The following is a 23825-nucleotide window of genomic DNA, read 5'->3' as shown; positions in this document are numbered from 1 at the left end:
GGATTATTCCGTTGCCGGCTGATAACCGGTATCGTCCTGTGACGGGGATTCTGCCGCGGCCCGGGCGAGTTCATCACAGCGTTCGTTTTCCGGGTGCCCTGCGTGACCTTTTACCCACTGCCAGTCAATCTGATGGCGGGTGATGGCGGCATCCAGGCGCTGCCACAAATCAACATTTACCACCGGGGATTTATCCGCTTTGCGCCAGCCGCGTCGCTTCCAGTTATGGATCCACTGCGTGATGCCCTGGCGGACATACTGACTGTCGGTGGTCAGCACGATATCACACGGGCGTTTCAGGGTTTCCAGCGCCACAATAGCGGCCAGCAGCTCCATCCGGTTATTGGTGGTAAGAAAAAAGCCCTCACTGAGTGCTTTCTCATGGCCTTTATAACGCAGCAGCGCACCGTAGCCGCCGGGGCCCGGATTTCCGAGGCAGGAGCCGTCGGTGAAAATTTCTACCTTGTCACTCATCTCTGGTAGACTCTTCCTCTGATTGATTGGCAATTACCTGAGTCTGACACAAAACGTCATTATGAGCACTGATATTACACGACAAATTGTTCTTGATACCGAAACCACCGGTATGAACAAACTGGGTGCCCACTACGAGGGGCACAATATTATTGAGATCGGTGCGGTTGAAGTGATCAACCGGCGCCTGACCGGCCGTAACTTCCATCTCTATATCCGGCCTGACCGGCTGGTGGACCCGGAAGCCTTTGGCGTGCACGGGATCAGTGATGAATTCCTGATGGACAAACCGGTTTTTGCCGACATTGCGGATGAATTTATTGAATTTATCCGTGGCGCAGAGCTGGTTATTCATAACGCGCCCTTCGATATCGGCTTTATGGATTATGAATTCCGCAAACTGAACCGGGGGATCCCGCCAACGGCGGAATTCTGTACCATCACCGACAGCTTAACGCTCGCCAGACAGCTTTTCCCCGGTAAGCGTAATAACCTCGATGCCTTATGTGACCGCTATCAGATAGATAACTCAAAACGTCTGCTGCACGGCGCGTTACTCGATGCCGAGATTCTGTCGGATGTTTATCTGGCAATGACCGGCGGCCAGACATCACTGGCTTTTTCAGCGGATAATGAGAGCAGCGGCGAAGAGAGCGTTCAGACTATTCAGCGCGTTACCCGCCCGCAGAGTGGTCTGCGCGTGGTGTATGCCACGGATGAGGAAATTGCCGCGCACGAGGCGCGTCTGGATCTGGCGGAGAAAAAAGGGGCGAACCCGTGCATCTGGCGGAGCTGACCGCCTGCCGCAGCGGCTGTGGTGCCTGCTGCACCGCGCCGTCCATTTCATCACCGATTCCGGGGATGCCGGACGGTAAACCCGCCAATACCCGCTGTGTTCAGTTATCTGAGCAGAATTTGTGCCTGATTTTCGGCTCACCGCTGCGTCCGGCAGTCTGTGCCGGGTTACAGCCCTCGCGGGAAATGTGCGGGGAGAGCCGGGATGAGGCCATGATTTATCTGCTTGATCTGGAAAAACAAACCGCGCCCTGAAACGGATGAGCGCGTTGCGGGAGACCGTGTGTCGTGTGCGGTGATCCGTATAAAACAGTATGCTCCGGTGAAAAACTGTGCAATTGCATGGATTTACACAAATCAGGTATTGACGAACGGGAACCGGCATCGTATTATCCGCACCGTTCCCGAAAAGGAACACACGGAGCGGTAGTTCAGTTGGTTAGAATACCTGCCTGTCACGCAGGGGGTCGCGGGTTCGAGTCCCGTCCGTTCCGCCAGATTACAGAAGCCCTGACAGCAATGTCAGGGCTTTTCTGTTTTTACGCTGTACAATCGCCCTGTATCATTATCATCCCCCGGTATTACCTCTCTTATCATTTTGATAATGCTTTGTGACCACACTCATGCTTTATGTGAATAAATAATGTTCAGGTGCTGGCACATATCTTGCTGTTTGTTTTCCGTAACCGGTTGCGCGGCTGTCGCCGCCGCTGTGCCGGTAAAAACAATAAAACCAATCACAGAGGTTGTATTTATGAAAACAAACACCGGGAGTGATGAAGTCAATGAAATGATGCCGATGCGGAAACTGTTTCCGTATGCTGTTCAGCATATTTTTGCCATGTTTACCGGCACCATTGCCGTGCCGATAGTGATTTCCCAGGTTCTGAAACTGTCGCAGGAAGATACCACCCTGCTGATTGCCGCCGCGATTTTTGTCTCCGGCGTGGGGACACTTATCCAGTCACTGAGCATCACCAAATACGTCGGTGTCAGTCTGCCGCTGATCCTCGGCACCTCGTTTGTGGCGATGCCGCCGGTTTTTATTATCGCCTCGCGGTTCGGCGGGGGACTTGAATCACTGCCTTATGTCTTCGGCGGGACACTGGTCTCCGGGGTACTGCTGTTCTTCCTCGCGCCGCTGTACGGAAAAATCGCCTTCTTATTCAAACCGATAGTCATCGGCTGTTACCTTATAATGCTCGGCGTTTCCCTGCTGCCGGTTTCATTTTCCGGCATTGTCGGCTATCCGGGGGACGCCTCCTACGGCGACCCGGCCGGTATTTTTCTCGGTGTGCTGACTATCACGGTGATTGTGCTGTTAAACCGCTTCGGTAAAGGTGCGTTGCGGGAAATGTCGATTCTTATCGGTCTGATCGTGGCCACCCTGGTAGCTGTGGTGATGGATATGGTCAATTTCGCCCCGGTGAGCAGCGCCGGGTGGTTTTCGTTTGTCCGTCCCGCCCATTACGGCATTCAGTTTGATCTGACCGCCATTATTCTGATGTTTCTCGGTACCTTTATGGCCACTCTGGATTCTGTCGGTACTTTCTCCACGGTCGGCCGCCTGTGTAACCGCTCCATGGAAGGTAATGCCCTGAACTCCCCGATGCGCGGGGAAGGGGTGGCAGTGACCATTTCCGGGCTGTTTAACTGTACGCCGCTGACCTCTTTTATTAACAACGCGGGGGTGATTATTATTTCCGGTGTGCGCAGCCGTTATGTAACCGCGTGCAGCGGCGTGATCCTGATTATCCTCAGTATTATTCCCAAATTCTCCGCAATTGCGACCATGATCCCCGCTTCGGTTTTCGGCGGTGCGACCCTGGTGATTTTTGCCTTTATTACGGTGGCGGGGATAGACACACTGACAAAATCTGTCGATATGACCAAAATGGGCAATATGATGGTGGTCGGGATTTCAGTCAGTGTCGGGCTGATGTTTAACGGACAGGGAGAAGCGCTTTCTCAGCTGCCGGAAATGCTGCGGATTATTCTTTCCCAGGGCGTGATAGTGACTTTTGTTCTGGCTATCGTGCTGAATCTTTTATTCAATTTTGACAGTGTCGCCGGTAAAAAAGAGAAACCGTAATATCTTCGTCTGCCGGTAAGCGGAATTTTTCCGCTGCCGGCAGGAAACTCCCGCCATCCGCCGGATAAGCGCACAGAATGCGGTATTTCCGCTTGCTATTCATTGTGGTAATCGGGTTTAATAGGTCACTTCCGCTGTTGCGCAATACCTGGTGCTAAAACGATTTAGTCAGCGAAAATGCCGCCTGTGCGAAGTATTGTTTCTGTCCGCAGACAAGCCTCGCCTGACGTCTCATTGTTGCCTTTTCAGCCCCGACCCTTTGCCTCTGACCGGTGATAAGGATTGCCATCCGTGCGCGGCACTGCGAAAATAGCCTGTATCTGCTTTTTATCCGAACCTGGAGTAGACAATGACCTCTCGTAAAACTCTTGCTAATGCGATTCGTTTCCTGAGCATGGACGCGGTGCAAAAGGCAAATTCCGGACACCCCGGCGCACCAATGGGCATGGCTGATATCGCGGAAGTACTGTGGCGCGACTATCTGAAGCACAACCCGACCAATCCGCACTGGAGTGATCGTGACCGCTTTGTGCTGTCAAACGGCCACGGCTCAATGCTGATTTACAGCCTGCTGCACCTCACCGGGTATGATGTATCGATGGATGACTTAAAAGCCTTCCGTCAGCTGCATTCCAAAACCCCTGGTCACCCTGAATACGGCTACACACCGGGCGTGGAAACCACCACCGGTCCGTTAGGCCAGGGTATCGCAAACGCAGTCGGTTTTGCTGTTGCGGAACAGACACTGGCGGCGCAGTTCAACCGTCCGGGTCATGATATTGTTGATCATCACACCTACGTCTTTATGGGCGACGGCTGTATGATGGAAGGGATCTCCCACGAGGCCTGTTCACTGGCCGGTACCCTGAAGCTGGGTAAACTGGTTGCCTTCTATGATGACAACGGCATTTCCATCGACGGTAATGTTCAGGGCTGGTTCACTGACGATACCGCCAAACGCTTTGAAGCTTACGGCTGGCATGTTGTACGCGGCATTGACGGTCACAATCCTGACCAGATCAAAGCAGCCGTTGAAGAAGCCAAAGCGGTTACTGACAAACCATCCCTGCTGATGTGCAAAACGGTTATCGGTTTCGGTTCACCGAAGAAAGCCGGTACTGCGGACGCACACGGTTCTCCGTTAGGTGATGCGGAAATCGCCGCTACCCGCGAAGCACTGAACTGGCCGTATGCGCCGTTCGAAATTCCGCAGGAAATCTACACTGAGTGGGATGCGAAGAAAGCCGGTGCTGCCGCTGAATCTGAGTGGGATGTGAAATTCGCTCACTACGAAAAAGCCTTCCCTGAACTGGCCCGCGAATACCGCCGCCGTGTCAACGGTGAGCTGCCTGCACAGTGGGAAGCTGACGCAAACGCCTTCATTCAGAACCTCCAGGATAACCCGGCCAGCATCGCCAGCCGCAAAGCATCACAAAATGCACTGGAAGCGTTCGGTAAAGTACTGCCTGAGTTTATGGGCGGTTCCGCTGACCTGGCGCCGAGTAACCTGACCATGTGGTCCGGCTCTGCGCCAATCAACGAAGACAAAGCGGGTAACTACATTCACTACGGCGTGCGCGAGTTCGGCATGTCTGCCATTATGAACGGTATCGCCCTGCACGGCGGTTTCATTCCTTACGGCGCAACCTTCCTGATGTTCGTTGAATATGCCCGTAACGCGGTGCGTATGGCGGCTCTGATGAAGATCCGCAGCATCTTCGTTTACACTCACGACTCTATCGGTCTGGGTGAAGACGGCCCGACTCACCAGCCGGTTGAACAAATCGCCAGCCTGCGCGTGACACCAAACATGAGCACATGGCGTCCGTGTGACCAGGTGGAATCTGCGGTAGCCTGGAAATACGCGATTGAGCGTAAAAACGGCCCGACATCCCTGATCTTCTCCCGTCAGAATCTGGCACAGCAGCCGCGTACCGCGCAGCAGCTGGCTGATATCGAAAAAGGGGCGTATATCCTGAAGGATTGCGCAGGTCAGCCGGAAGTGATTCTGATTGCCACCGGTTCTGAAGTGGAACTGGCCGTGAAAGCATACGAGCAGCTGACAGCCGAAGGCCGTAAAGCGCGTGTGGTTTCCATGCCGTCCACCGATGCATTCGACAAACAGGATGCCGCTTACCGTGAATCTGTTCTGCCGTCAGCCGTGACCGCACGTGTTGCTGTCGAAGCGGGCATCGCGGATTACTGGTTCAAATACACCGGTATGCAGGGTGCCATCGTTGGCATGCATTCATTCGGTGAATCTGCACCAGCAGGCCAATTGTTCAGTGAATTTGGTTTCACTGTTGAAAACGTGGTTTCTCAGGCGAAAGCTCTGCTGAAATAATCTGCTGATACAGATGACGAAAGCGCATTCCGGTTTTTTTGACCGAATGCGCTTTTTTTGTTTCTGCTCCTCTGACTATCTTGCGATCTTTTTTCATTTAGCATAACCTGTCGGTATCAAGCTGAACCGTTTCAGTTTTAAGGGTGTACTGAATGTGCCGCAGAGGATAAAAAAGATTGCGGTTTCTATGATAAATACCCCGTACAAAAACCCGTGAGTCCGTTATTCTTAGTCCGCTGATAATTTGGCTATTTCTGAGGATACTATGACAATAAAAATTGCAATCAACGGGTTTGGGCGAATCGGGCGGAGTGTGCTGCGGGCGTTGTATGAAACCGGGCGTAACACGCAGATTACCGTTGTTGCTATTAATGAGCTGGCGGATTCCGAAGGTATTGCACACTTACTTCAATATGACACAAGCCACGGACGCTTTTTTAAACCGGTACAGCTGAAAGAAAAAAATGTGCTGAAAGTCGGTGATGACACCATCCGCATCCTGCATGAAGCGGATATTCACCAACTGCCCTGGGCGGAACTCGGTGTGGATGTGGTGCTGGACTGCAGCGGCGTGTACGGCTCCCGTGATGACGGGCTGGCACATATCGCCGGCGGCGCGAAAAAAGTCCTGTTTTCCCATCCCGGCGGTAACGACCTGGATGCCACCATTGTCTACGGCGTTAACCATGACACACTGACGGCGCAGGATAAAATTGTATCGAATGCGTCCTGTACCACCAACTGCATCATTCCGGTGATAAAATTACTGGATGAGGGATTCGGCATCGAGTCCGGTACAGTGACCACCATTCACGCGGCGATGAATGACCAGCCGGTGATTGATGCGTATCACAGTGATTTGCGGCGCACGCGGGCGGCCGGGCACTCCATCATTCCGGTGGATACCAAACTGGCTGCGGGGATCCGGCGGATTTTCCCGAAATTTGAAGATCATTTTGAGGCGATTTCAGTCCGGGTGCCTACAATTAATGTGACGGCGATTGATTTGAGCGTCACCGTAAAAAGTAATGTCACCACGCAGGATGTAAACCGCCTTCTGCAAAACGCAGCGACGGGGGCATTTCGTGGTATAGTGGACTACACAGAGTTACCGTTAGTCTCGGCGGATTTTAACCATGATCCGCACAGTGCTATCGTTGACGGCACCCAGACCCGCGTCAGCGGACAGCATCTGATAAAAATGCTGGTCTGGTGCGATAACGAATGGGGCTTTGCGAACCGTATGCTGGATACCACTCTGGCAATGGCTGAGGCTGGTTTTCACTGAGGGACGGCGTGCCCCGGCAGAAAATTGAACACAATTTAACTGATAAGAGAATCAACAAGAGGATTCACCATGTCCGTAATTAAGATGACCGATCTGGATCTGGCGGGTAAACGTATTTTTATCCGTGCTGACCTGAACGTTCCTGTCAAAGATGGCAAAGTTACCTCTGATGCACGTATCCGTGCCTCGCTCCCGACAATCGAAGCCGCACTGAAACAGGGTGCCAAAGTCATGGTGACCTCTCACCTCGGCCGTCCGGTTGAAGGGGAATACAACGAAGAGTTTTCACTGAAACCGGTTGTTGATTATCTGGCAGATAAACTGAGCTGCCCGGTGCGCCTGGAAAAAGATTACCTCAACGGCCTGGAACTGAATGCCGGTGAGCTGGTGGTGCTGGAAAACGTCCGCTTTAACAAAGGCGAGAAAAAAGACGACGAAACCCTGTCAAAACAGTATGCATCACTGTGTGATATTTTCGTGATGGATGCATTCGGGACTGCACACCGCGCCCAGGCATCGACTCACGGCGTGGCAAAATTTGCCCCTGTTGCCTGCGCGGGCCCGCTGTTATGGGCTGAGCTGGATGCACTCGGCAAAGCACTGGATAATCCGGCACGTCCGATGGTGGCCATTGTCGGCGGTTCTAAAGTGTCCACCAAACTGACCGTACTGGACTCTCTGTCCAAAATTGCGGATCAGATCATTGTCGGCGGTGGTATCGCCAACACCTTTATCGCAGCAGAAGGGCACAATGTCGGCCGTTCACTGTATGAAGATGACCTGATTCCGGAAGCGAAAAAATTACTCAGCAGCTGTGATATCCCGGTACCGGTTGATGTCCGTGTGGCGACTGAGTTCTCAGAAACCGCAGAAGCGGTGCTGAAATCAGCCAATGACATCAAAGATGATGAGCAGGTACTGGATATCGGTGATGAATCCGCACTGCATCTGGCTGAAATCCTGAAAAATGCCAAAACTATTCTGTGGAATGGTCCGGTCGGCGTATTTGAGTTCCCGAACTTCCGTAAAGGGACTGAAATCGTGGCTAACGCCATTGCTGACAGTGATGCATTCTCTATCGCAGGCGGCGGTGATACCCTGGCTGCTATCGATTTATTCGGTATTGCTGACAAAATCTCTTACATCTCTACCGGCGGCGGCGCATTCCTGGAATTCGTCGAAGGCAAAAAACTGCCTGCCGTTGTTATGCTCGAAGAACGTGCAAAACAGTAACAGTCATAATCAGATGACAATAACGGGCAGTGTGAGCTGCCCGTGACAACTTCCGAAAGACCAATACAGGAAATTTGACATGTCTAAAGTTTTTGATTTTGTAAAACCCGGTGTCGTCACTGGCGATGATGTTCAGAAAATCTTTGCGGTAGCCAAAGAGAATAATTTTGCACTGCCAGCGGTAAACTGCGTCGGGACAGACTCGATCAACGCCGTATTGGAAGCGGCGGCCAAAGTCCGTGCGCCTGTTATTGTTCAGTTCTCAAACGGCGGTGCCGCATTTATCGCCGGTAAAGGTTTCAAAGGCGAAGGCCAGCAGTCCGCTGTTCTGGGGGCTATCTCCGGTGCGCATCATGTGCATCAGATGGCAGAACATTACGGCGTACCGGTCATTCTGCACACTGACCACTGCGCGAAGAAATTACTGCCGTGGTTAGACGGCCTGCTGGATGCCGGTGAAAAACACTTTGCCGCAACCGGTAAACCACTGTTCTCTTCTCACATGATCGACCTGTCAGAAGAGTCACTGGAAGAAAACATTGAGATTTGCAGCAAGTACCTGACCCGTATGGCGAAAATCGGTATGACCCTGGAAATCGAACTGGGCTGCACCGGTGGTGAGGAAGACGGTGTGGATAACTCCCACCTCGATAACTCCGCTCTGTACACCCAGCCGGAAGACGTGGCGTATGCCTATGAAAAACTGAATGCCATCAGCCCGCGTTTCACTATCGCGGCGTCATTCGGTAACGTGCACGGCGTGTACAAGCCGGGTAACGTGCAGTTAACACCAAAAATTCTGCGTAACTCCCAGGACTATGTCTCTGAGAAATATAACCTGCCGCACAACAGCCTGAATTTCGTTTTCCACGGCGGTTCCGGCTCCACTGCGGAAGAAATCAAAGAAGCAGTGGGTTACGGTGTGGTGAAAATGAATATCGACACCGATACTCAGTGGGCGACCTGGGAAGGTATCCTGCATTACTACCAGAAAAATGAAGGTTATCTGCAGGGTCAGCTGGGCAACCCGGAAGGCGAAGACAAGCCGAACAAAAAATACTATGACCCGCGTGCATGGTTACGTGCAGGTCAGCAGACAATGATCGAACGTCTGGAAAAAGCATTCAAAGAACTGAACTGCGTTAACGTTCTGTAATTTGTTGCGTGAATAATAAAATCGCCCGGTATTTTACCGGGCTTTTTTTACGGATTATTTTTTCTGCTGGCTTTCATTACGCCGGATTATCGATTCAATTAACTCATCGATATGAAGATTGACCAGCATCTCTACCGCGTCACTGCGGGTTTTACCGGAGAGCATCGATAAATGCGCTATTTTCCGGACGGTTGTGCCGGTCAGTGACAGTGAGACAGCTTTTTTCTTCTCTTTATCCAGTGACACTTTCCCGCTGTAATACACCGATTTCTGACCGTTATGGTTTTCCAGCTCTTCGCTCATCTTTTTCAGTGTTTTGCGATCCAGCGTGCCGGAGTCAGTCATTTCATAGGTATGTGAGGCTTTGCGGTAGCGGATTTCCGCCGACCAGGTATCACGCAACTCTTTGAAAGTACGGGTCAGAGTTGCCTCTGAGCAGCGCAGTGTCGCCAGGATTTCATCTGACGGAACCGGTTTTCCGGTACCGAGCAGGGTTGCCAGGGTGAATAAACGAACCTGTCGTGTGCTTAATTGCATAGTCTGGGGACACCTGTATAAAAACAAAGAGACAAAGCAGCTGTTATGCCGGAAACGGCTGTTCCGCATAACAGTTCTATTTAATCAGCTGATCAGGATATATCAAGGCATTCAGATATAATAGTGCAGGATATTCAGTCTGATGATATTTATGTCCTCAGTCTCACCCATTTTGTGTTTTAAACGACTGCTCGTCTGTTTTTCGCTGTGCGATCCCGTACACCCGGGCACGGGCCAGAATAGCGGATGCCCAGCGGCGGTGTGTCGCCGGTTCACACATAGCTCCCTGTGACTTGAATACGGCCTGTGTGGAGTTGAGGATCCGCAGTGCGTCCGCATGTTCATCAGCGGAGACCCGCAGTGCCTGCTCAATCACCGCCACCTGATTCGGGTGGATCGCCGTTTTACCCACCAGTCCGTGAGCGATATCCAGTGCCAGCTCCCGCGTCATGACATCGTGATCATCAATATGCTCGCAGACCGGTGCAGTCATGGCAAAATCATGCGGAGCAAACACAGAGACCAGCATTTTAATCACATAACCCATCGGACCATCATACAGGGTGAGATGGCGCGGGCGGCGCAGGGAGATCACATTCATCAGGTCATTGCCGCCGATACGCAGCGCAATGATTTTGTCATGGCAGGGATGGGATTTTAGCACCTGTGCCAGCTCCCGCATCTGCACCACATCACAGACTTCTTCTGTTTCCAGGGTCGGCATCATACACAGCGGGGTATCCTGCACCACCTGCCACCAGACCGGCAGCGTTTTCTGTGTGAATTTCGGCAGTACCAGCCCGTCAACGGCACTGAGGTCGCAGTGCCCGCGCAGCCATAATCCCATTTCCGGATGGCGCGGGCGGATAAACACCAGCGGCCAGTTCTGGTTACCGGTACGCTGTTTTTCCGCTGTCAGCGCAGCCAGAATATCCTGTAAGTTCTCCAGTGCCTGCGGGATATCCGCCTCACTGACCGCATCTTCCAGACAGATAATCAGTGAACGCAGCCCGCTGATTTTATTACTGATAATCGCATCCGTGATATCGGTGCGGGTGGCGGGCATATAGAGTGAAGCCCCTAAATTCCATGGGGAAAGACGTCGTGTCATGGTGATACCTTCCTGATAATAGTGACGGCGCGGTACTGCCCGAGGGCGTCGCCGGCTTCCGTGATAGTGATCCCTTTCTGACGGGCGAGATAAAGCAGCAATTCCACATCCGGCTCTGTGCAGTCGCGGACAAAGACGTGATCCGGCACCCGGCGCAGAACGGCACGGGTGGCTTCGGCAATGCCGGGTTTGATTCTGTTCAGATCGGTGACACCGCAGCGTTCAGCCAGGGCGGTGATCACCGCTCGGCTTTTTTCCCGCAGTACGGTTTTGGTGTCCGGCTCCGGGAAGGCCGCAGCCGGAGACGTGGTTGCCTGACGGCGCAGCGCCGCAACGGTATCGGTGAGTGTCCGGCTGCATTCATAAGGTTGTAAGTGCTCACAATGCACGCAGCCGTGCGGACCGGTCTCTGACCAGACAGATCGGGAGATAAGCCCGGAAACCGGCGCCCCCATAATGCCGGAGGGGATCAGCCAGTCATCATCCGCAGCAGAAAGCCAGGCACATCCGGCAGGATCGGCCAGCACCACCAGACGCGGATCGGCCGGGTAGCCGGGTCTGTCTTTCAGGGAGCGGATCAGTTCACCGGTGATAGCACCTTTACCTGTCCAGCCGTCAACAAAGACGATACCGGCGGTGCCGTGATGGTGTTCGATCCACTCCAGCGCCGCCGTATCAATACCGCGATCACGGATGATGCTGATGCCGTAATGGTGTGAGATTTTGCCCGCATCACGCAGTGCCTGATGCAGCATCACCCCTAACGGCACACCGGCGCGGACCAGGCTGACCAGCACAACCGGCTGATCCGCAAAATAGTCACCCAGTGTACGGGCGAGGGCGCTCACATCCCGCGCCAGACGCGGAGCGCCTTTTTTCAGTGCGCGGTTAAACAGATCAAGATGCCAGTCCGTGGGAGCGGGCTCCTGGCTGAGCATATCAGAATAGTGCTTCTGTCCGGACTGGATAAGCTGCTCTTTCAGTTCCACCGGGGTCATATCAATGGTGACCGGCCGGAGCAGAAACTGCACATCATCCGGCAGATAGCTGCCTGAGAACGGCGGGAAATTATACATCGGATACCTCACTGAAAATCCGGGCGGCGACCGCCTCCGCAAACTGACTGCGGGACGGCATCCCGAACCAGGTGCAGTGTTTCATAAAGCGGTAATCACTCAGACTGTCGCCGAGGCCGATAACCGGAAAGGTGCCTCGCTCTGCCCGTAATAACGCCAGCAGGTGCGTAACAGCATGACCTTTTTCCACCGGATCCGGCAGCCAGGCGATATTGTTGCCGTTGCGGTGGATGTAAAACCCGTCCGCCGGAAACTGTTGTTCAATCTCTGCGGCAACGGCATACAGTTCCGCTGTGCGGGTGCTGTCAGTGTGTTTCATCACCAGATAGACCGGCACGTCATCGTACTCATAATTAATACGCGCCCATGCCTCAATACCGCGCTCCGCCATCAGGTCAGTACAAAACTGCTGAAGTGACAGCAGGCGCTCACGGTAAGGGGCGAGGGCGGCCAGCATCTGAGACTGCCAGACCGGCTCCGGTGAGCCGTCCGGTTGCAGGATCACCGCGCCGTGTGTGGTGATCGCATAAGAGCTGAACGGGATAGTGACGCGGCGGAGTTCTTCTGTACCACGTGCCGTAACCGGAATGAGATCGGCATACGCCAGCAGCCAATCTGTCAGCATCGCCTGTTCTTCTGTCATAAAACTGCGTGGCTGCAATGTGCGATCAACCGCACCGGCGCGGAACGGAGTAAGTGCCTGCTCCTGCGTCATTTTGCGTTTGGTCTGGAACAGGGTGTCATCCAGATCGCTCAGGATCACCGGTTTAGTCGTCATAAATTACCTCCGTCAGCGGCGCACAGCAGGACAGCGCCTGTAATAACTGCGGATCAAACGCTGCCGGATCCGTTTCCGTGCACAGCAGAATGCGATCAAATGACTGATGTGCCACATTGTAGAGATAATTGGGGATCCCCAGTCCGTAGTTATCCGTGAAGGAAATAACGGATTCAATGGCACCGCCCTGAGCTATCGGGGAGCGGGTCAGAGCGCTGAATTTTACATCCGCTCCGGCCTCTGCCAGACGTTCTGCCAGCAGGAACGGCTCCCGGACAAATTCCCCGGAACCGAGCACCAGGATCCGCTCACCGGGTGCTGCCGTCACCGCGCAGCCAAAATCGGTGTGCGGATCATGCAGACCGAGCCGTACCCGCGTCTGCGGACGGCGGATTGGCACGGCTCCCGCAGCGCTGACATTCACATCCGGCATCTCCGGCAGGGGGGCATCAGGATCTGCTTCCCAGCGCCAGCTGCCGTTGATCAGAGAGACATGCCGCAACGGTAGCCCGTGCTGAACAGTGGCCGGATCCTCACGCCAGTCAGTCAGTGTGACAGTCACAACCTGTTGTAAATCAGGCAGCTGTCCGCTTTCATACAGCGCGGTCAGCAGATTGGTAAACGTATTGCCGGTGGTGGCTTCATCATCAGCCAGCACCAGGGTTTTTGCCTGTTGCAGCCGGGTTCTCAGTTGCGGATCGGCCGGGAAATAGAGCAGATGATCGGTGGCGTGGCTGTGATTCTCTTTAAATTCACACAGCAGTTCGCCGTCCGCCGGATGGCGGGTGGAAGAAAGATACAGGGATTCAGGATACTGACGGCGGATTTCGCTGTACACGCCGGCTCCCAGCCCGACAGCGGTTTCCGCCATACCGATAACCAGCAGCGGCTGCGGCAGATCCTGCGGAAACTGCTCACTGAGGCGGCGGTAAACACCGCGCATGATTTCCGGCTCGACCGGGATATGACGGCCCAGCACTTTGCTGACAAACAGAAATGCCCGTTTCGGGTTACGCCGCTCCGCTATTGCGAACAGCGCATCCAGCGTTTCCGGGGTGGCATCGCTGCTGACTTCCAGCATGCCGGTTGTCAGTGTGAACCGGTGGTGACCGGGGCGGGTAAAACCGGGCATAGTGACCTCAGTGTATTGCATTGTTCAGGGAAGACGGGTAGCTGACGGCTTCGGTCAGCGGGCGGACAATTGCCGGACGAAATGCAGTGTGGTCATATTCTCTGACCTCATCCGCACTGAGCAGCCCGATACTGTGCAGGGCAAACAGACCCGGCAGATTCACGCCGCTCAGCGCGGTATAACCGATACCGCCGGACGGCCGCATATTGATTTCCAGCAGCAGAGGCTGACCGTGATGGTCATGGCGGGTCTGCACATTCACCAGTCCGTCGGCCTTCATCACCCGCGCACAGGCGCAGGCCAGCTCAAATGCGGCGCCTTCATGTTCAAGGTATTGCAGGGAACCTTCTTTGCGCCGCGCAACAGCAGCCAGAACTTCACCGTTATCAGCCAGAATATCCGCGGAATACTCCGGGCCGGGCAAATAAGGCATCAGTACCTGCGGGGGGCATCTGTCAGCGCTTTCAAGGGCGGACAAATACTGCTGCGGTGTGGTGATCCGCCGTTCAGGGTTTGTGAACATGGCCATCGGCTGTGCGTTGTCATCAAACCGCCAGAAACCGGCACCGTAAATGCCCTGAACCGGTTTAATGCACAGCGGCAGACCCGGAAACGGGGAACGGGTGAGTGCATCACGCAATTGCGCTGCAGAGGTAATCGGCACAGAAGGCACAACCGGCAGGCCGTGTGATGCCATCTCAGCAGCAAAGCGGACTTTATCATCCGCCACGGCGTAATCAGACAGAGAGGCGACACCGGTTGTCAGCCGGGTCCCGGAAGCCGTGATAGTGTTTCTGTGCGTTTCAAACCACGGGGTATTCCGCCCGGCATGGATTGCCTGAATACCGTATTTTTCCGTAACAGACAGGATAAACGCCAGCCGATCGTTATCGTCAGCCGGTTCAGTCAGGGAAAAATCCGCTTCTGACAGGATCTCATGACGGGGCTGCCGGTGAGAGGCAAAAATCGTAAGATCAACCTGTAATGTCTGCGCGAACAGCCTGATATTCCGGATCAGATCACGCTGGGAAGAGAGCCCTTCCGTCAGCCAGATCGCATGCGCCATTATTGTTTATTCCTGTTCTGTTTTATCCGATAGATTAGGAGCGAGTTTATTTAGGATTAATTAACATGTCAATCATATTATGATTATGTTTAAATTGACAAACCGCTGACAAAATCTGACATTTCCTATAATTATAAATGTCATGATTTTTATTTTAACTATATGTTTAGATTGGGTTATTAATTTAGTGTGAAATATATCTTGCCAAAGAACTCCGTCATGATATGATTTTTTAAAATTCATTATCACCAGCACTTGTTGCCGGGTTTTATCTCCCGTTTAAGGAATGAAAATATGGTTTCATTGACGAAGAATCAGACGGTATCTCTCAGCAAAGCATCTGCCGCATTAAATCAGCTGCATTTCGGTCTCGGCTGGGATCCTGTTCAGAAAAAGAAAGGTTTTCTCGGTTCGCTGTTCGGCGGCGGTAACGACTCGATCGATCTTGATGCCAGCTGCATCCTGCTGGATAAAGACGGCCGTATTCTCGACACCATCTGGTTCCGCAAACTGAAATCAGACTGTAACTCCGTGATCCACGAAGGGGATAACCTGACCGGCGAGGGTGACGGCGATGATGAAGTGATCCGGGTGGATTTGAACCGTCTGCCGCAGAATACCGAATATCTGGCCTTTACGGTGAACAGCTTCCGTGGTCAGACATTTAATGATGTGGAAAATGCCTTCTGCCGTGTGCTGGATCAGAGCGGTAAAGAGCTGGTGCGTTATCAGCTGAATGAGCAGGGCTCACACACCGGTATCGTGATTGCCTCCCTGTGCCGCAGCGGCGGTGAGTGGAACTTTACCGCACACGGTGCTGCATGCCGTGGCCGCACGATTGACGACATGTCTTCTGACATCGTCAGTACGGTGGTGCGCTGATGAACATGACGCCCGGGGCGAATGCGCCCGTTCCGCTGAAAACACTGCGGGTGACGGTGCTGTCCGGTGCGGCAGCGGATGCCTCTGCGTTCCGTCTGTATGCTGACGGCAAAGTGCAGGGCGATCCGGACATGGTCTTCTACGGCCAGCCGCAGAATGATGACAACACCATCAGCTGGCAGCAGAACGGCAACAATACCGTCTTTACGGTGGATGTCAGCCGTCTGCGTCAGGATGTGCAGAAAGTCGCGTTTGTGGTCACCTGTGACGGCGGACAGACTGTTGCCGGTCTGCGCAGTCTGGAAGTTCAGGTGGAGGCGGATCGCGAAAAACTGCTCAGCGGCATTGTGGACACCGCTGGTCGTCAGGAAGCCGCACTGATCCTCGGTGAACTGTACCGCCGTAATAATGAGTGGAAATTCCGTTTTGTCGCCCAGGGCTTTAACGGCGGACTGAAACCGCTGGCGGAACACTTTGGGGTGGACGTGGCGGCAGAATCGGCACCTTCACCAAAACCGGCAGAAAGCAAAATCAGTTTAAGCAAGATATCGCTGAGCAAAGAAAAGCCGTCAATCAGTCTTAGCAAGCGGGATAACTTCGGTGAAATCCGCATTAACCTGAACTGGCACCGGGATGCTCAGAGCAGCAACTCCGGGGGCTTTCTCAGCAATGTGTTCGGTGGCGGCAACAAGGGTATTGACCTGGATCTGGGCGCATTCGTTGAGTTACAGAATGGTCAGAAATCGGTGATTCAGGCGCTGGGTAATGCGTTTGGTGATTACCGGCGCGAGCCGTTTATTCAGTTGCAGGGCGATGATCGTACCGGCGCGGTTTCAGAAGGTGAGTGGTTGCATATTAACGGTGGCGAGTGGAAGCACATCCGTCAGATCCTCATCTACGCCTTTATTTATCAGGGCGTACCGAGCTGGGATAAAACAGATGGCGTGGTGACGGTCTTTGTACCGGAGCAGCCGCCGGTGGAAACCCGGCTGACAGAAGGGGACGACCGCCGCACCATGTGCGCGATTGCCCGGCTGGTCAATGAGAACGGGGCGATCAAAGTTGAGCGTCTTAACCGTTTCTTCAAAAATCAAAGCGATATGGACGAAGCGTTCGGGTGGGGTTTCCGCTGGAAAGCCGGCTCGAAATAATTTAAGTGAGGATACAGCAATGAGTATACTTAACCGGGTCAAAAGTGCGTTTAATTCAGGCCGCGAAGAGCTGACAAAACAGGTCAGCCGTTTCAGAAACCGTAAGTTTATGGAAGGTACAATCGCTGTCTGTGCCCGTATTGCGGTTTCCAGTGACGGGGTCAGTGCAGAAGAAAAACAGAAAATGATCGGTTTTCTGAAATCCTCTGAAGAGCTGAAAGTATTTGAGACCGAAGAAGTTATTACATTTTTCAACAAACTGGTCACCAGTTTCGATTTCGACATGGAAATCGGCAAAGGTGAAACCATGAAATATATCCTGGCGCTGAAGGATCAGCCGGAAGCAGCGCAGTTAGCGGTGCGTGTCGGGATTGCAGTCGCGAAGAGTGACGGTAACTTCGACCAGGATGAGCAGAAAGCAGTAAAAGAGATCGCTGCAGCGCTGGGGTTTGACCCGGCAGAATTCGGTCTCTGATTTTTATACCTAAGGGTTAATTATGGAATCAACACATATCGGTTTTCCGATGGAAACAGTCACCGTTTTCGTCGTCCTCGCAATCGGTGCGATTTTTATTGATTTGTTTATGCACCGGGGCGATAAGCCGGTTTCACTGAAAAATGCGGCAATCTGGTCAGTTTTCTGGGTTGCTGTGGCAATGGGTTTTGCCGGATTTCTCTATATCCACCACGGTTCAGAGGTTGCGAGCCTGTTCGTCACCGGTTATGCGCTTGAAAAAGTGCTGTCTGTCGACAACCTGTTTGTGATGATGGCGATTTTCTCCTGGTTCTCGGTTCCGGATCGTTTCCGCCACCGTGTGCTGTACTGGGGCATTATCGGGGCTATCGTTTTCCGCGGGATTTTCGTGGCGATAGGTACCGGTCTGCTGAGCCTGGGGCCGTATGTGGAAGTGATTTTCGCCCTGATCGTCGCCTGGACCGCCGTTATGATGCTGCGTAACCGCGAAGAGAAGGAAGAAATTGAGGATTACTCGCAGCACATTGCTTACCGGATGGTGAAAAAACTGTTCCCGATCTGGCCGAAACTGAGCGGACACGCCTTCCTGCTGACGCAGAAAGAAGTGGATGCCGAACTGGCAAAACCGGAGAACAAAGATGTCACTATCGGGCGCGGTAAAAAAGCCGCTCTGTATGCCACGCCACTGATGCTGTGTGTGGCTGTGGTGGAACTGTCCGATGTGATGTTTGCGTTTGACTCCGTACCGGCGATTATCGCGGTGAGCCGTGAGCCGCTGATTGTTTACAGCGCCATGATGTTCGCGATCCTCGGCCTGCGTACCCTGTATTTTGTCCTGGAAGCACTGAAGCAGTATCTGGTTCACCTGGAAAAAGCGGTTATTGCGCTGCTGTTCTTTATCGCGGTGAAACTGGGTCTGAATGCAACAGACAGCCTCTGGGGTCACGGATTACATATTTCGGCCACCAGCAGCCTGTTCGTGGTGCTCGGGGTTCTGGCACTGGGTATTATCGCCAGCTTTGTTTTCCCGGAAAAAACGGAAAGTGCGGATAAGTAATTATCCGCCGCCCGTCACTGATTTAACTAAGGAGTAAGTGAAATGAGCGTTTCTCTTTCTAAAGGTGGTAACGTGTCGCTGAGCAAAACAGCCCCTTCAATGAAAAACGTCCTGATTGGCTTAGGCTGGGATGTTCGTTCCACAGATGGTCAGGATTTTGACCTTGATGCCTCAGCCTTTCTGCTGACAGCTGCCGGTAAAGTGCGTGGTGATGCAGACTTTATTTTCTATAACAACCTGCGTTCGACTGACGGCTCTGTCACCCACACCGGCGACAACCGCACCGGCCAGGGCGATGGCGATGACGAATCCCTGATCATCAAACTGGATATGATTCCGGCGGAGATCGACAAAATTGTCTTTGTGGTCACTATCCATGACGCGCAGACCCGCCGTCAGAGCTTCGGCCAGGTATCCGGTGCCTTTATCCGCCTGGTCAATGATGACACCAATACCGAAATCGCCCGTTATGACCTGACCGAAGATGCCTCTACTGAAACCGCGATGCTGTTCGGTGAACTCTACCGTCACGGTACCGAGTGGAAATTCCGTGCTGTCGGCCAGGGCTATGCCGGTGGTCTGTCATCAGTTTGTGCACAGTACGGTATCAACGCGTCCTGAGTATTTTTTTCAGCGGGCTGACAACCAGCCCTCTTTATAACCCGCAGCAGGAGTCCGAAAATGGCAGTTTCTCTTACAAAAGGCGGTAACGTCTCCCTGACCAAAGAAGCCCCGTCAATGAGCGTGGCAATGGTTGGTCTTGGCTGGGATGCGCGTGTGACTGACGGTCAGGATTTTGACCTCGACGCATCTGTATTTATGGTGGGTGACGACGGAAAAGTATTATCCGACAGCCATTTCATCTTCTTTAATAACAAAACCAGCCCGTGCGGCGCGGTGGAACACCAGGGTGACAACCGTACCGGTGAAGGCGACGGCGATGATGAGCAGGTTAAAATCAGCCTGAATACCCTTCCGGCGGATGTGAAAAAACTGGTCTTCTCCGTCACAATTTATGATGCGGAAGCACGTAAACAGAACTTCGGTATGGTCAGCAACAGCTTCATCCGTATCTGTAACAATGATAACGGCAGTGAAATTGCCCGTTTCGACCTGTCTGAAGATGCATCAACAGAAACCGCGATGGTTTTCGGTGAGTTGTACCGTCACGGTACAGAGTGGAAATTCAAAGCAGTCGGCCAGGGCTTCGCCGGTGGTCTGTCTGCATTAGCGTCTCAGCACGGTGTTAATATTTAATTATTGATATCAGCTGGTTGCCGTAAAAAATGCCCTGTCCGTCACGGACAGGGCATGCTGCGTTCAGAAATCCGGCCGGGAGATTATTCGACTCCTGCTGCCTCCCCGGCCGGACGGCGCACATCGTTGGCACCGTACAGATAACCTTCCCGCACCTTACCGGACACGGCGGCATCATTGCCGGAAGAATCCGCACTGACTCCGGCGGCACCCGGTAACCCCACCATAATCAGCTCGGCAGCGCCCCACGGTGTCTGCTCAACCATTTTATAACCCATTTTATCCAGCAGATTCAGTGAGTCTTTTGACACACCGCGCTGCTCGTAATACACCTCATCCGGCAACCACTGATGGTGGATACGCGGCGCATTCACGGCTTCCTGCGGTGCCATGCCGTGATCGATAATATTCAGCGCGGTCTGCAGGGTGATAGAGATGATCCGTGAGCCGCCCGGCGAGCCGAGTACCAGGAAAATCTTACCGTCTTTGGTGACAATGGTCGGGCTCATGGAAGAAAGCGGGCGTTTGCCCGGGGCAATCGCATTGCGCTCACCCTGAACCAGGCCGTACATATTCTTCTCGCCGATTTTGGTGGTGAAATCATCCATTTCATCATTGAGGAAGAAACCGGTGCCCGGCGGGATCACCACCGCACCGAAACGGCCGTTGATGGTATAGGTGGTGGAAACCGCATTGCCTTTGTTATCCACCACGGAATAGTGTGTGGTTTCCGGTTTTTCATGCGGACCGGTACCCGGCTGCACCTGAGTTGAAGGTGTGGCTTTACCCGGAATGATTTCTTTGCGCAGCTCTTCCGCATAGGCTTTGCTGGTCAGTTTTTCGGTCGGATTTTTCACAAACGCCGGGTCACCGAGGAAGGTGTTGCGATCCATATAAGAATGGCGCATCGCCTCTGTCAGAGTGTGGATATAATCCGCCGAGTTAAAGCCCATCGCTTTCAGATCATAACCTTCCAGAATATTCAGGGTCTGGCAGATAGTCACACCGCCGGAGCTCGGCGGCGGGGCGGATATAAATTCATAACCGCGATAGGTACAGGTAACCGGTGCGACCTCAGAAATGGTGTAATCCGCGAAATCCTTGGCTGTCAGCTTACCGCCGCCTGCCTGAGAGGCTTTTTCCACGATTTGCGGGATGTCACCTTCATAAAAGGCGGAAGGGCCTTCTTTGGCGATACGCTCCAGGGTATTGGCCAGATCGGACTGAATCAGACGGTCGCCGGGCTGGAATGCGGAACCGTCAGGTTTAAGGAAAATCCGTGCGGCTTCCGGATCCTGCTTAAAGCGGGCGGTGGTGGTGTCCAGTACATCGGTATCCGCGCGGGTCAGAATAAAACCGTCACGCGCCAGTTTGATCGCCGGCGCCATCACCTGCTCCCGTTTCATGGTACCGTATTTTTCCAGGGCGTAATCCAGCCCTTTAACCGTCCCGGGAACCCCGGCGGCAAGGTAGCCGTACAGGCTGGCGTCTTTGATCAGATTACCGTCTTTATCGAGATACATATCCGCAGAAGCCGACGCCGGAGCTGTCTCGCGGAAATTGATGAAAATATTTTTACCGTCTGCCAGATGCAGGGTCATAAAACCGCCGCCGCCGATATTACCGCAGCAGGGATTCACCACAGCCTGGGCATAACCAACAGCCACTGCCGCATCCACCGCATTACCGCCGGCTTTCAGAATATCAGCTCCGGCCTGTGACGCCAGATGCTGGGAAGAGACCACCATTCCGTTGCGGGCTTCAACGGCGGGTTCGGAAGCGGCATACAATTGCGGGGAAAGCAGCAGAGAGAGTAAAAGAACAGGTGTTCGCCATGGGGTTATCATTATTATCTCCGTTGATCGTGCAGGGTTTTGTATGATGAAGTGATTGACTATTTGTTAACTAATAGTTAATTAACGTATAGCAGGGATACCAATATTTGAGAAATGGCGTGCGGGAAAATGTGAAACCGGGCAGAAAAGCAGAGCGGGGAGGTAATAAAAAACCCGGATAGCCCGGGTTATGCAGAACAGCGTGTCATTACGCAAACGAGACGGTAACCGGTACGGGCGTAGCCGTACCGGTTAACACAATCAGGCTGTTTTTTCTTCTTTCATGATTTTATTCAGTTTCGGTACAATCGCCCACATAATCAGGCCGGCAACGGCTGTTGCGATACCGATTTTACCGAATACATCGGTGTAGATACCGAGGGTCTGAAGCGGGTCGGTCACGCCTTCCGGCGGTGCGGTAAAGGTTGCCACATAGCCGCCTAACAGTGTTGCCATCGCCTGAGTCAGGAACCACATCCCGAGAATAAAGCCCATCAGGTACTGCGGAACGAACGCAGCCACCATCGCCAGACCCAGCGCACTGATCATCAGCTCGCCGACTGCCTGGAAGAAATACACCAGGACGATAAACCACGGAGATGTCAGACCGGACGCATCGGCAAACCACATACCGGATGCAGCGGCTGTCAGGAAACCGGCGGAGCAGCAGAACATACCGATGGTGAATTTACCCGGCATGGAGAAATCTTTGCCGCGTGCGCCCATCTTGCTGTAGAAATAAGCCAGAACCGGGCTCAGCACGATGATCCAGAACGGGTTCAGTGCCTGGAAGCTGACCGGATGCACATCAATACCCATAATGGTGTGATGTACGTTATAGATAGCGAAGAAGTTCAGTGAAGTCGGCATCTGTGCATACAGCACATAGAAGATAACCGCTTCCAGCATCAGAACAAACGCCACATACATCTTGTTCCTCTCAACGCCTTTCAGTTTGAAGGTTTCGCGGAAGAAGAAGAAGATAACCACAGCGGTGACACCGAGTAACACATAGTTGGCAATAATGACATTATGCAATAACCATGCACACAGGAAAACAGTTGCCACACTACCGGCGATGACTACCAGCAGGCTGCCGGATTTCATTGGTTTGTGATCCGGCTCGGAACCGATATTACGCACCATTTTCTGGCAGAACAGGAAGACCGCCAGGGCGATCAGCAGGCCGATACCGCAGATGTTATAGGTAACGGTATAGCTGTATTTGTCCGCGATAACCGGTGCCAGTGACAGGGAAATCAGGGAACCGATGTTGATCGACATATAGAACAGGGTGAATGCCCCGTCCAGACGCGGGTCTTTCGGTGCATAGCATTTTGCCAGCAGACTGGCCGGGTTGGCTTTGAATAAGCCGTTACCGACAGCAATGGTACCCAGTGCGTAGAAGATCAGATCCGGGTGCATGATAGACAGGCCGGTCATAAAATAACCGACAGCCATCACGATGGCCCCTAAGATGATGGTCCGTTTGGTCCCGAGGACGTGGTCACCAACGTAACCACCGATAGAGATCAGACCGTATACCAGCGCGGCGAATGCCCCGAAGGTGATGAATGCCTGTTCCTGACTGAATCCCAGTTTCTGAACGAAGTAGACGGCCAGGATGCCTTGCACACCGTAATAGCCGAAGCGTTCCCACAGCTCCACGATAAAGATCATGAAGAATGGCTTAGGCTGGTTTAACAAACCAACCTGCGCGGGTTTACTCATGGTTTAATGCCTCTTATTAATAATTATTCATCACGCAAAAGCCTTCCCGGCATCGCGGAGGCAAAGCTAAAAGATAAACTCTTGCGTAAGGTTGAGTGTTTGCGTATTTGTCAGGGTATTTGCCAAAGGGCTCAGACTAATATATTGCTGCCTGAGCATCTCAAAGACAGATCACACTTACTGCAATAATTAATATCATAATTGAAATAAAATTCATTAGATTGACATCAATAATTAGTCCGCAATGGTTTTGTTGATGGTGAATTGAGCAGATTGGCGGTTATTTATTCTGTTGTCAGGATGGCGGCGGAATTAAATATGACAAATTGTAACAGGTGTTTTTCTGATGAATAAT

At 53.0% G+C, this 23825-nt stretch carries 22 protein-coding genes and 1 tRNA gene; 14 read left to right on the top strand and 9 right to left on the bottom strand.

The window, feature by feature from the left end:
• Positions 1–3: 3 nt before the first annotated feature.
• Entirely contained in the window at positions 4–474 is a 471-nt protein-coding gene (gene rnhA, locus AB7038_RS13710; RefSeq protein ID WP_004235951.1) for a ribonuclease HI, read from the bottom strand.
• Positions 475–535: 61 nt separating this feature from the next.
• On the opposite strand from rnhA, the gene dnaQ reads away from it, so the two are divergent.
• The 8 genes from dnaQ (at position 536) to fbaA (ending at position 9382) form a co-directional block, all read left to right on the top strand.
• Positions 536–1270 (top strand): DNA polymerase III subunit epsilon, encoded by a 735-nt coding sequence (dnaQ, locus tag AB7038_RS13705; RefSeq protein WP_369453496.1) that lies wholly within the window; start codon positions 536–538, stop codon positions 1268–1270.
• Positions 1252–1524: a YkgJ family cysteine cluster protein gene (locus tag AB7038_RS13700; RefSeq protein ID WP_368889988.1), complete on the top strand. Its 273-nt coding sequence runs from the start codon at positions 1252–1254 to the stop codon at positions 1522–1524. The genes dnaQ and AB7038_RS13700 overlap by 19 nt, the downstream gene beginning before the upstream one ends.
• A gap of 165 nt (positions 1525–1689) precedes the next feature.
• A tRNA-Asp gene (locus AB7038_RS13695) sits at positions 1690–1766 on the top strand.
• 257 nt (positions 1767–2023) lie between these two features.
• The gene (locus AB7038_RS13690; RefSeq protein ID WP_369453495.1) at positions 2024–3361 is read left to right on the top strand and encodes a uracil-xanthine permease family protein; all 1338 of its coding nucleotides are present in this window, start codon (positions 2024–2026) and stop codon (positions 3359–3361) included.
• Positions 3362–3710: 349 nt separating this feature from the next.
• Positions 3711–5705: a transketolase gene (gene tkt / locus AB7038_RS13685; protein WP_186724967.1), complete on the top strand. Its 1995-nt coding sequence runs from the start codon at positions 3711–3713 to the stop codon at positions 5703–5705.
• Between the two features lie 265 nt (positions 5706–5970).
• Positions 5971–6993 (top strand): erythrose-4-phosphate dehydrogenase, encoded by a 1023-nt coding sequence (gene epd / locus AB7038_RS13680; RefSeq protein ID WP_004238866.1) that lies wholly within the window; start codon positions 5971–5973, stop codon positions 6991–6993.
• Positions 6994–7062: 69 nt separating this feature from the next.
• Entirely contained in the window at positions 7063–8226 is a 1164-nt protein-coding gene (gene pgk / locus AB7038_RS13675; protein WP_004238864.1) for a phosphoglycerate kinase, read from the top strand.
• Positions 8227–8305: 79 nt separating this feature from the next.
• Positions 8306–9382, top strand: coding sequence for a class II fructose-bisphosphate aldolase (gene fbaA, locus AB7038_RS13670; protein ID WP_024472706.1), 1077 nt, complete (start codon positions 8306–8308; stop codon positions 9380–9382).
• Positions 9383–9436: 54 nt separating this feature from the next.
• On the opposite strand, the gene AB7038_RS13665 is transcribed toward fbaA, so the two are convergent.
• The 6 genes from AB7038_RS13665 to AB7038_RS13640 all read right to left on the bottom strand — a co-directional run bounded on the left by AB7038_RS13665 (position 9437) and on the right by AB7038_RS13640 (position 15082).
• On the bottom strand, positions 9437–9919 hold the full coding sequence (locus tag AB7038_RS13665; protein ID WP_004235942.1) for a hypothetical protein: 483 nt from the start codon (positions 9917–9919) through the stop codon (positions 9437–9439).
• 163 nt (positions 9920–10082) lie between these two features.
• Positions 10083–11030, bottom strand: coding sequence for an HpcH/HpaI aldolase/citrate lyase family protein (locus AB7038_RS13660; RefSeq protein ID WP_368889986.1), 948 nt, complete (start codon positions 11028–11030; stop codon positions 10083–10085).
• The gene (locus AB7038_RS13655) at positions 11027–12106 is read right to left on the bottom strand and encodes a cysteine protease StiP family protein (protein ID WP_368889985.1); all 1080 of its coding nucleotides are present in this window, start codon (positions 12104–12106) and stop codon (positions 11027–11029) included. The genes AB7038_RS13660 and AB7038_RS13655 overlap by 4 nt, the downstream gene beginning before the upstream one ends.
• The gene (locus tag AB7038_RS13650) at positions 12099–12884 is read right to left on the bottom strand and encodes a hypothetical protein (RefSeq protein ID WP_368889984.1); all 786 of its coding nucleotides are present in this window, start codon (positions 12882–12884) and stop codon (positions 12099–12101) included. The genes AB7038_RS13655 and AB7038_RS13650 overlap by 8 nt, the downstream gene beginning before the upstream one ends.
• Complete coding sequence (locus AB7038_RS13645; RefSeq protein WP_368889983.1) at positions 12874–14016, bottom strand: phosphoribosyltransferase domain-containing protein; 1143 nt, start codon at positions 14014–14016, stop codon at positions 12874–12876. Before AB7038_RS13645 ends, AB7038_RS13650 begins: the two co-directional genes overlap by 11 nt.
• Positions 14017–14023: 7 nt before the next feature.
• Positions 14024–15082, bottom strand: coding sequence for an ATP-grasp domain-containing protein (locus AB7038_RS13640; RefSeq protein WP_368889982.1), 1059 nt, complete (start codon positions 15080–15082; stop codon positions 14024–14026).
• Between the two features lie 294 nt (positions 15083–15376).
• On the opposite strand from AB7038_RS13640, the gene AB7038_RS13635 reads away from it, so the two are divergent.
• From AB7038_RS13635 to AB7038_RS13610, 6 genes are read left to right on the top strand one after another with little or no spacing between them, the layout of a single operon-like run.
• The gene (locus tag AB7038_RS13635; protein WP_072871908.1) at positions 15377–15964 is read left to right on the top strand and encodes a TerD family protein; all 588 of its coding nucleotides are present in this window, start codon (positions 15377–15379) and stop codon (positions 15962–15964) included.
• Positions 15964–17115: a TerD family protein gene (locus AB7038_RS13630; RefSeq protein WP_368889981.1), complete on the top strand. Its 1152-nt coding sequence runs from the start codon at positions 15964–15966 to the stop codon at positions 17113–17115. The genes AB7038_RS13635 and AB7038_RS13630 overlap by 1 nt, the downstream gene beginning before the upstream one ends.
• Before the next feature lie 19 nt (positions 17116–17134).
• Entirely contained in the window at positions 17135–17590 is a 456-nt protein-coding gene (locus AB7038_RS13625) for a tellurite resistance TerB family protein (protein ID WP_004235933.1), read from the top strand.
• Positions 17591–17612: 22 nt separating this feature from the next.
• Entirely contained in the window at positions 17613–18647 is a 1035-nt protein-coding gene (locus AB7038_RS13620) for a TerC/Alx family metal homeostasis membrane protein (RefSeq protein WP_024472697.1), read from the top strand.
• A gap of 42 nt (positions 18648–18689) precedes the next feature.
• Positions 18690–19268 (top strand): TerD family protein, encoded by a 579-nt coding sequence (locus AB7038_RS13615; protein ID WP_046895149.1) that lies wholly within the window; start codon positions 18690–18692, stop codon positions 19266–19268.
• Positions 19269–19328: 60 nt separating this feature from the next.
• Positions 19329–19904 carry a TerD family protein gene (locus AB7038_RS13610; protein ID WP_004235930.1) on the top strand — a complete coding sequence of 192 codons (576 nt, stop codon included), beginning with the start codon at positions 19329–19331 and terminating at the stop codon, positions 19902–19904.
• A gap of 83 nt (positions 19905–19987) precedes the next feature.
• Here the strand turns inward: AB7038_RS13610 and ggt are convergent, their stop codons facing one another.
• Together ggt and dtpB are read right to left on the bottom strand one after the other, a co-directional pair.
• Positions 19988–21751 (bottom strand): gamma-glutamyltransferase, encoded by a 1764-nt coding sequence (gene ggt / locus AB7038_RS13605; protein WP_368889980.1) that lies wholly within the window; start codon positions 21749–21751, stop codon positions 19988–19990.
• 249 nt (positions 21752–22000) lie between these two features.
• Entirely contained in the window at positions 22001–23470 is a 1470-nt protein-coding gene (gene dtpB, locus AB7038_RS13600) for a dipeptide/tripeptide permease DtpB (protein ID WP_369453494.1), read from the bottom strand.
• Positions 23471–23825 lie beyond the last annotated feature (355 nt).

Origin of the sequence: Morganella morganii (assembly GCF_041099235.1) — a bacterium.
GTDB classification, from domain to species: Bacteria; Pseudomonadota; Gammaproteobacteria; order Enterobacterales; family Enterobacteriaceae; genus Morganella; species Morganella morganii_E.
The sequence above is the reverse complement of the archived record's forward strand: the minus strand, read 5'-3'. Positions and strand labels throughout refer to the sequence as shown.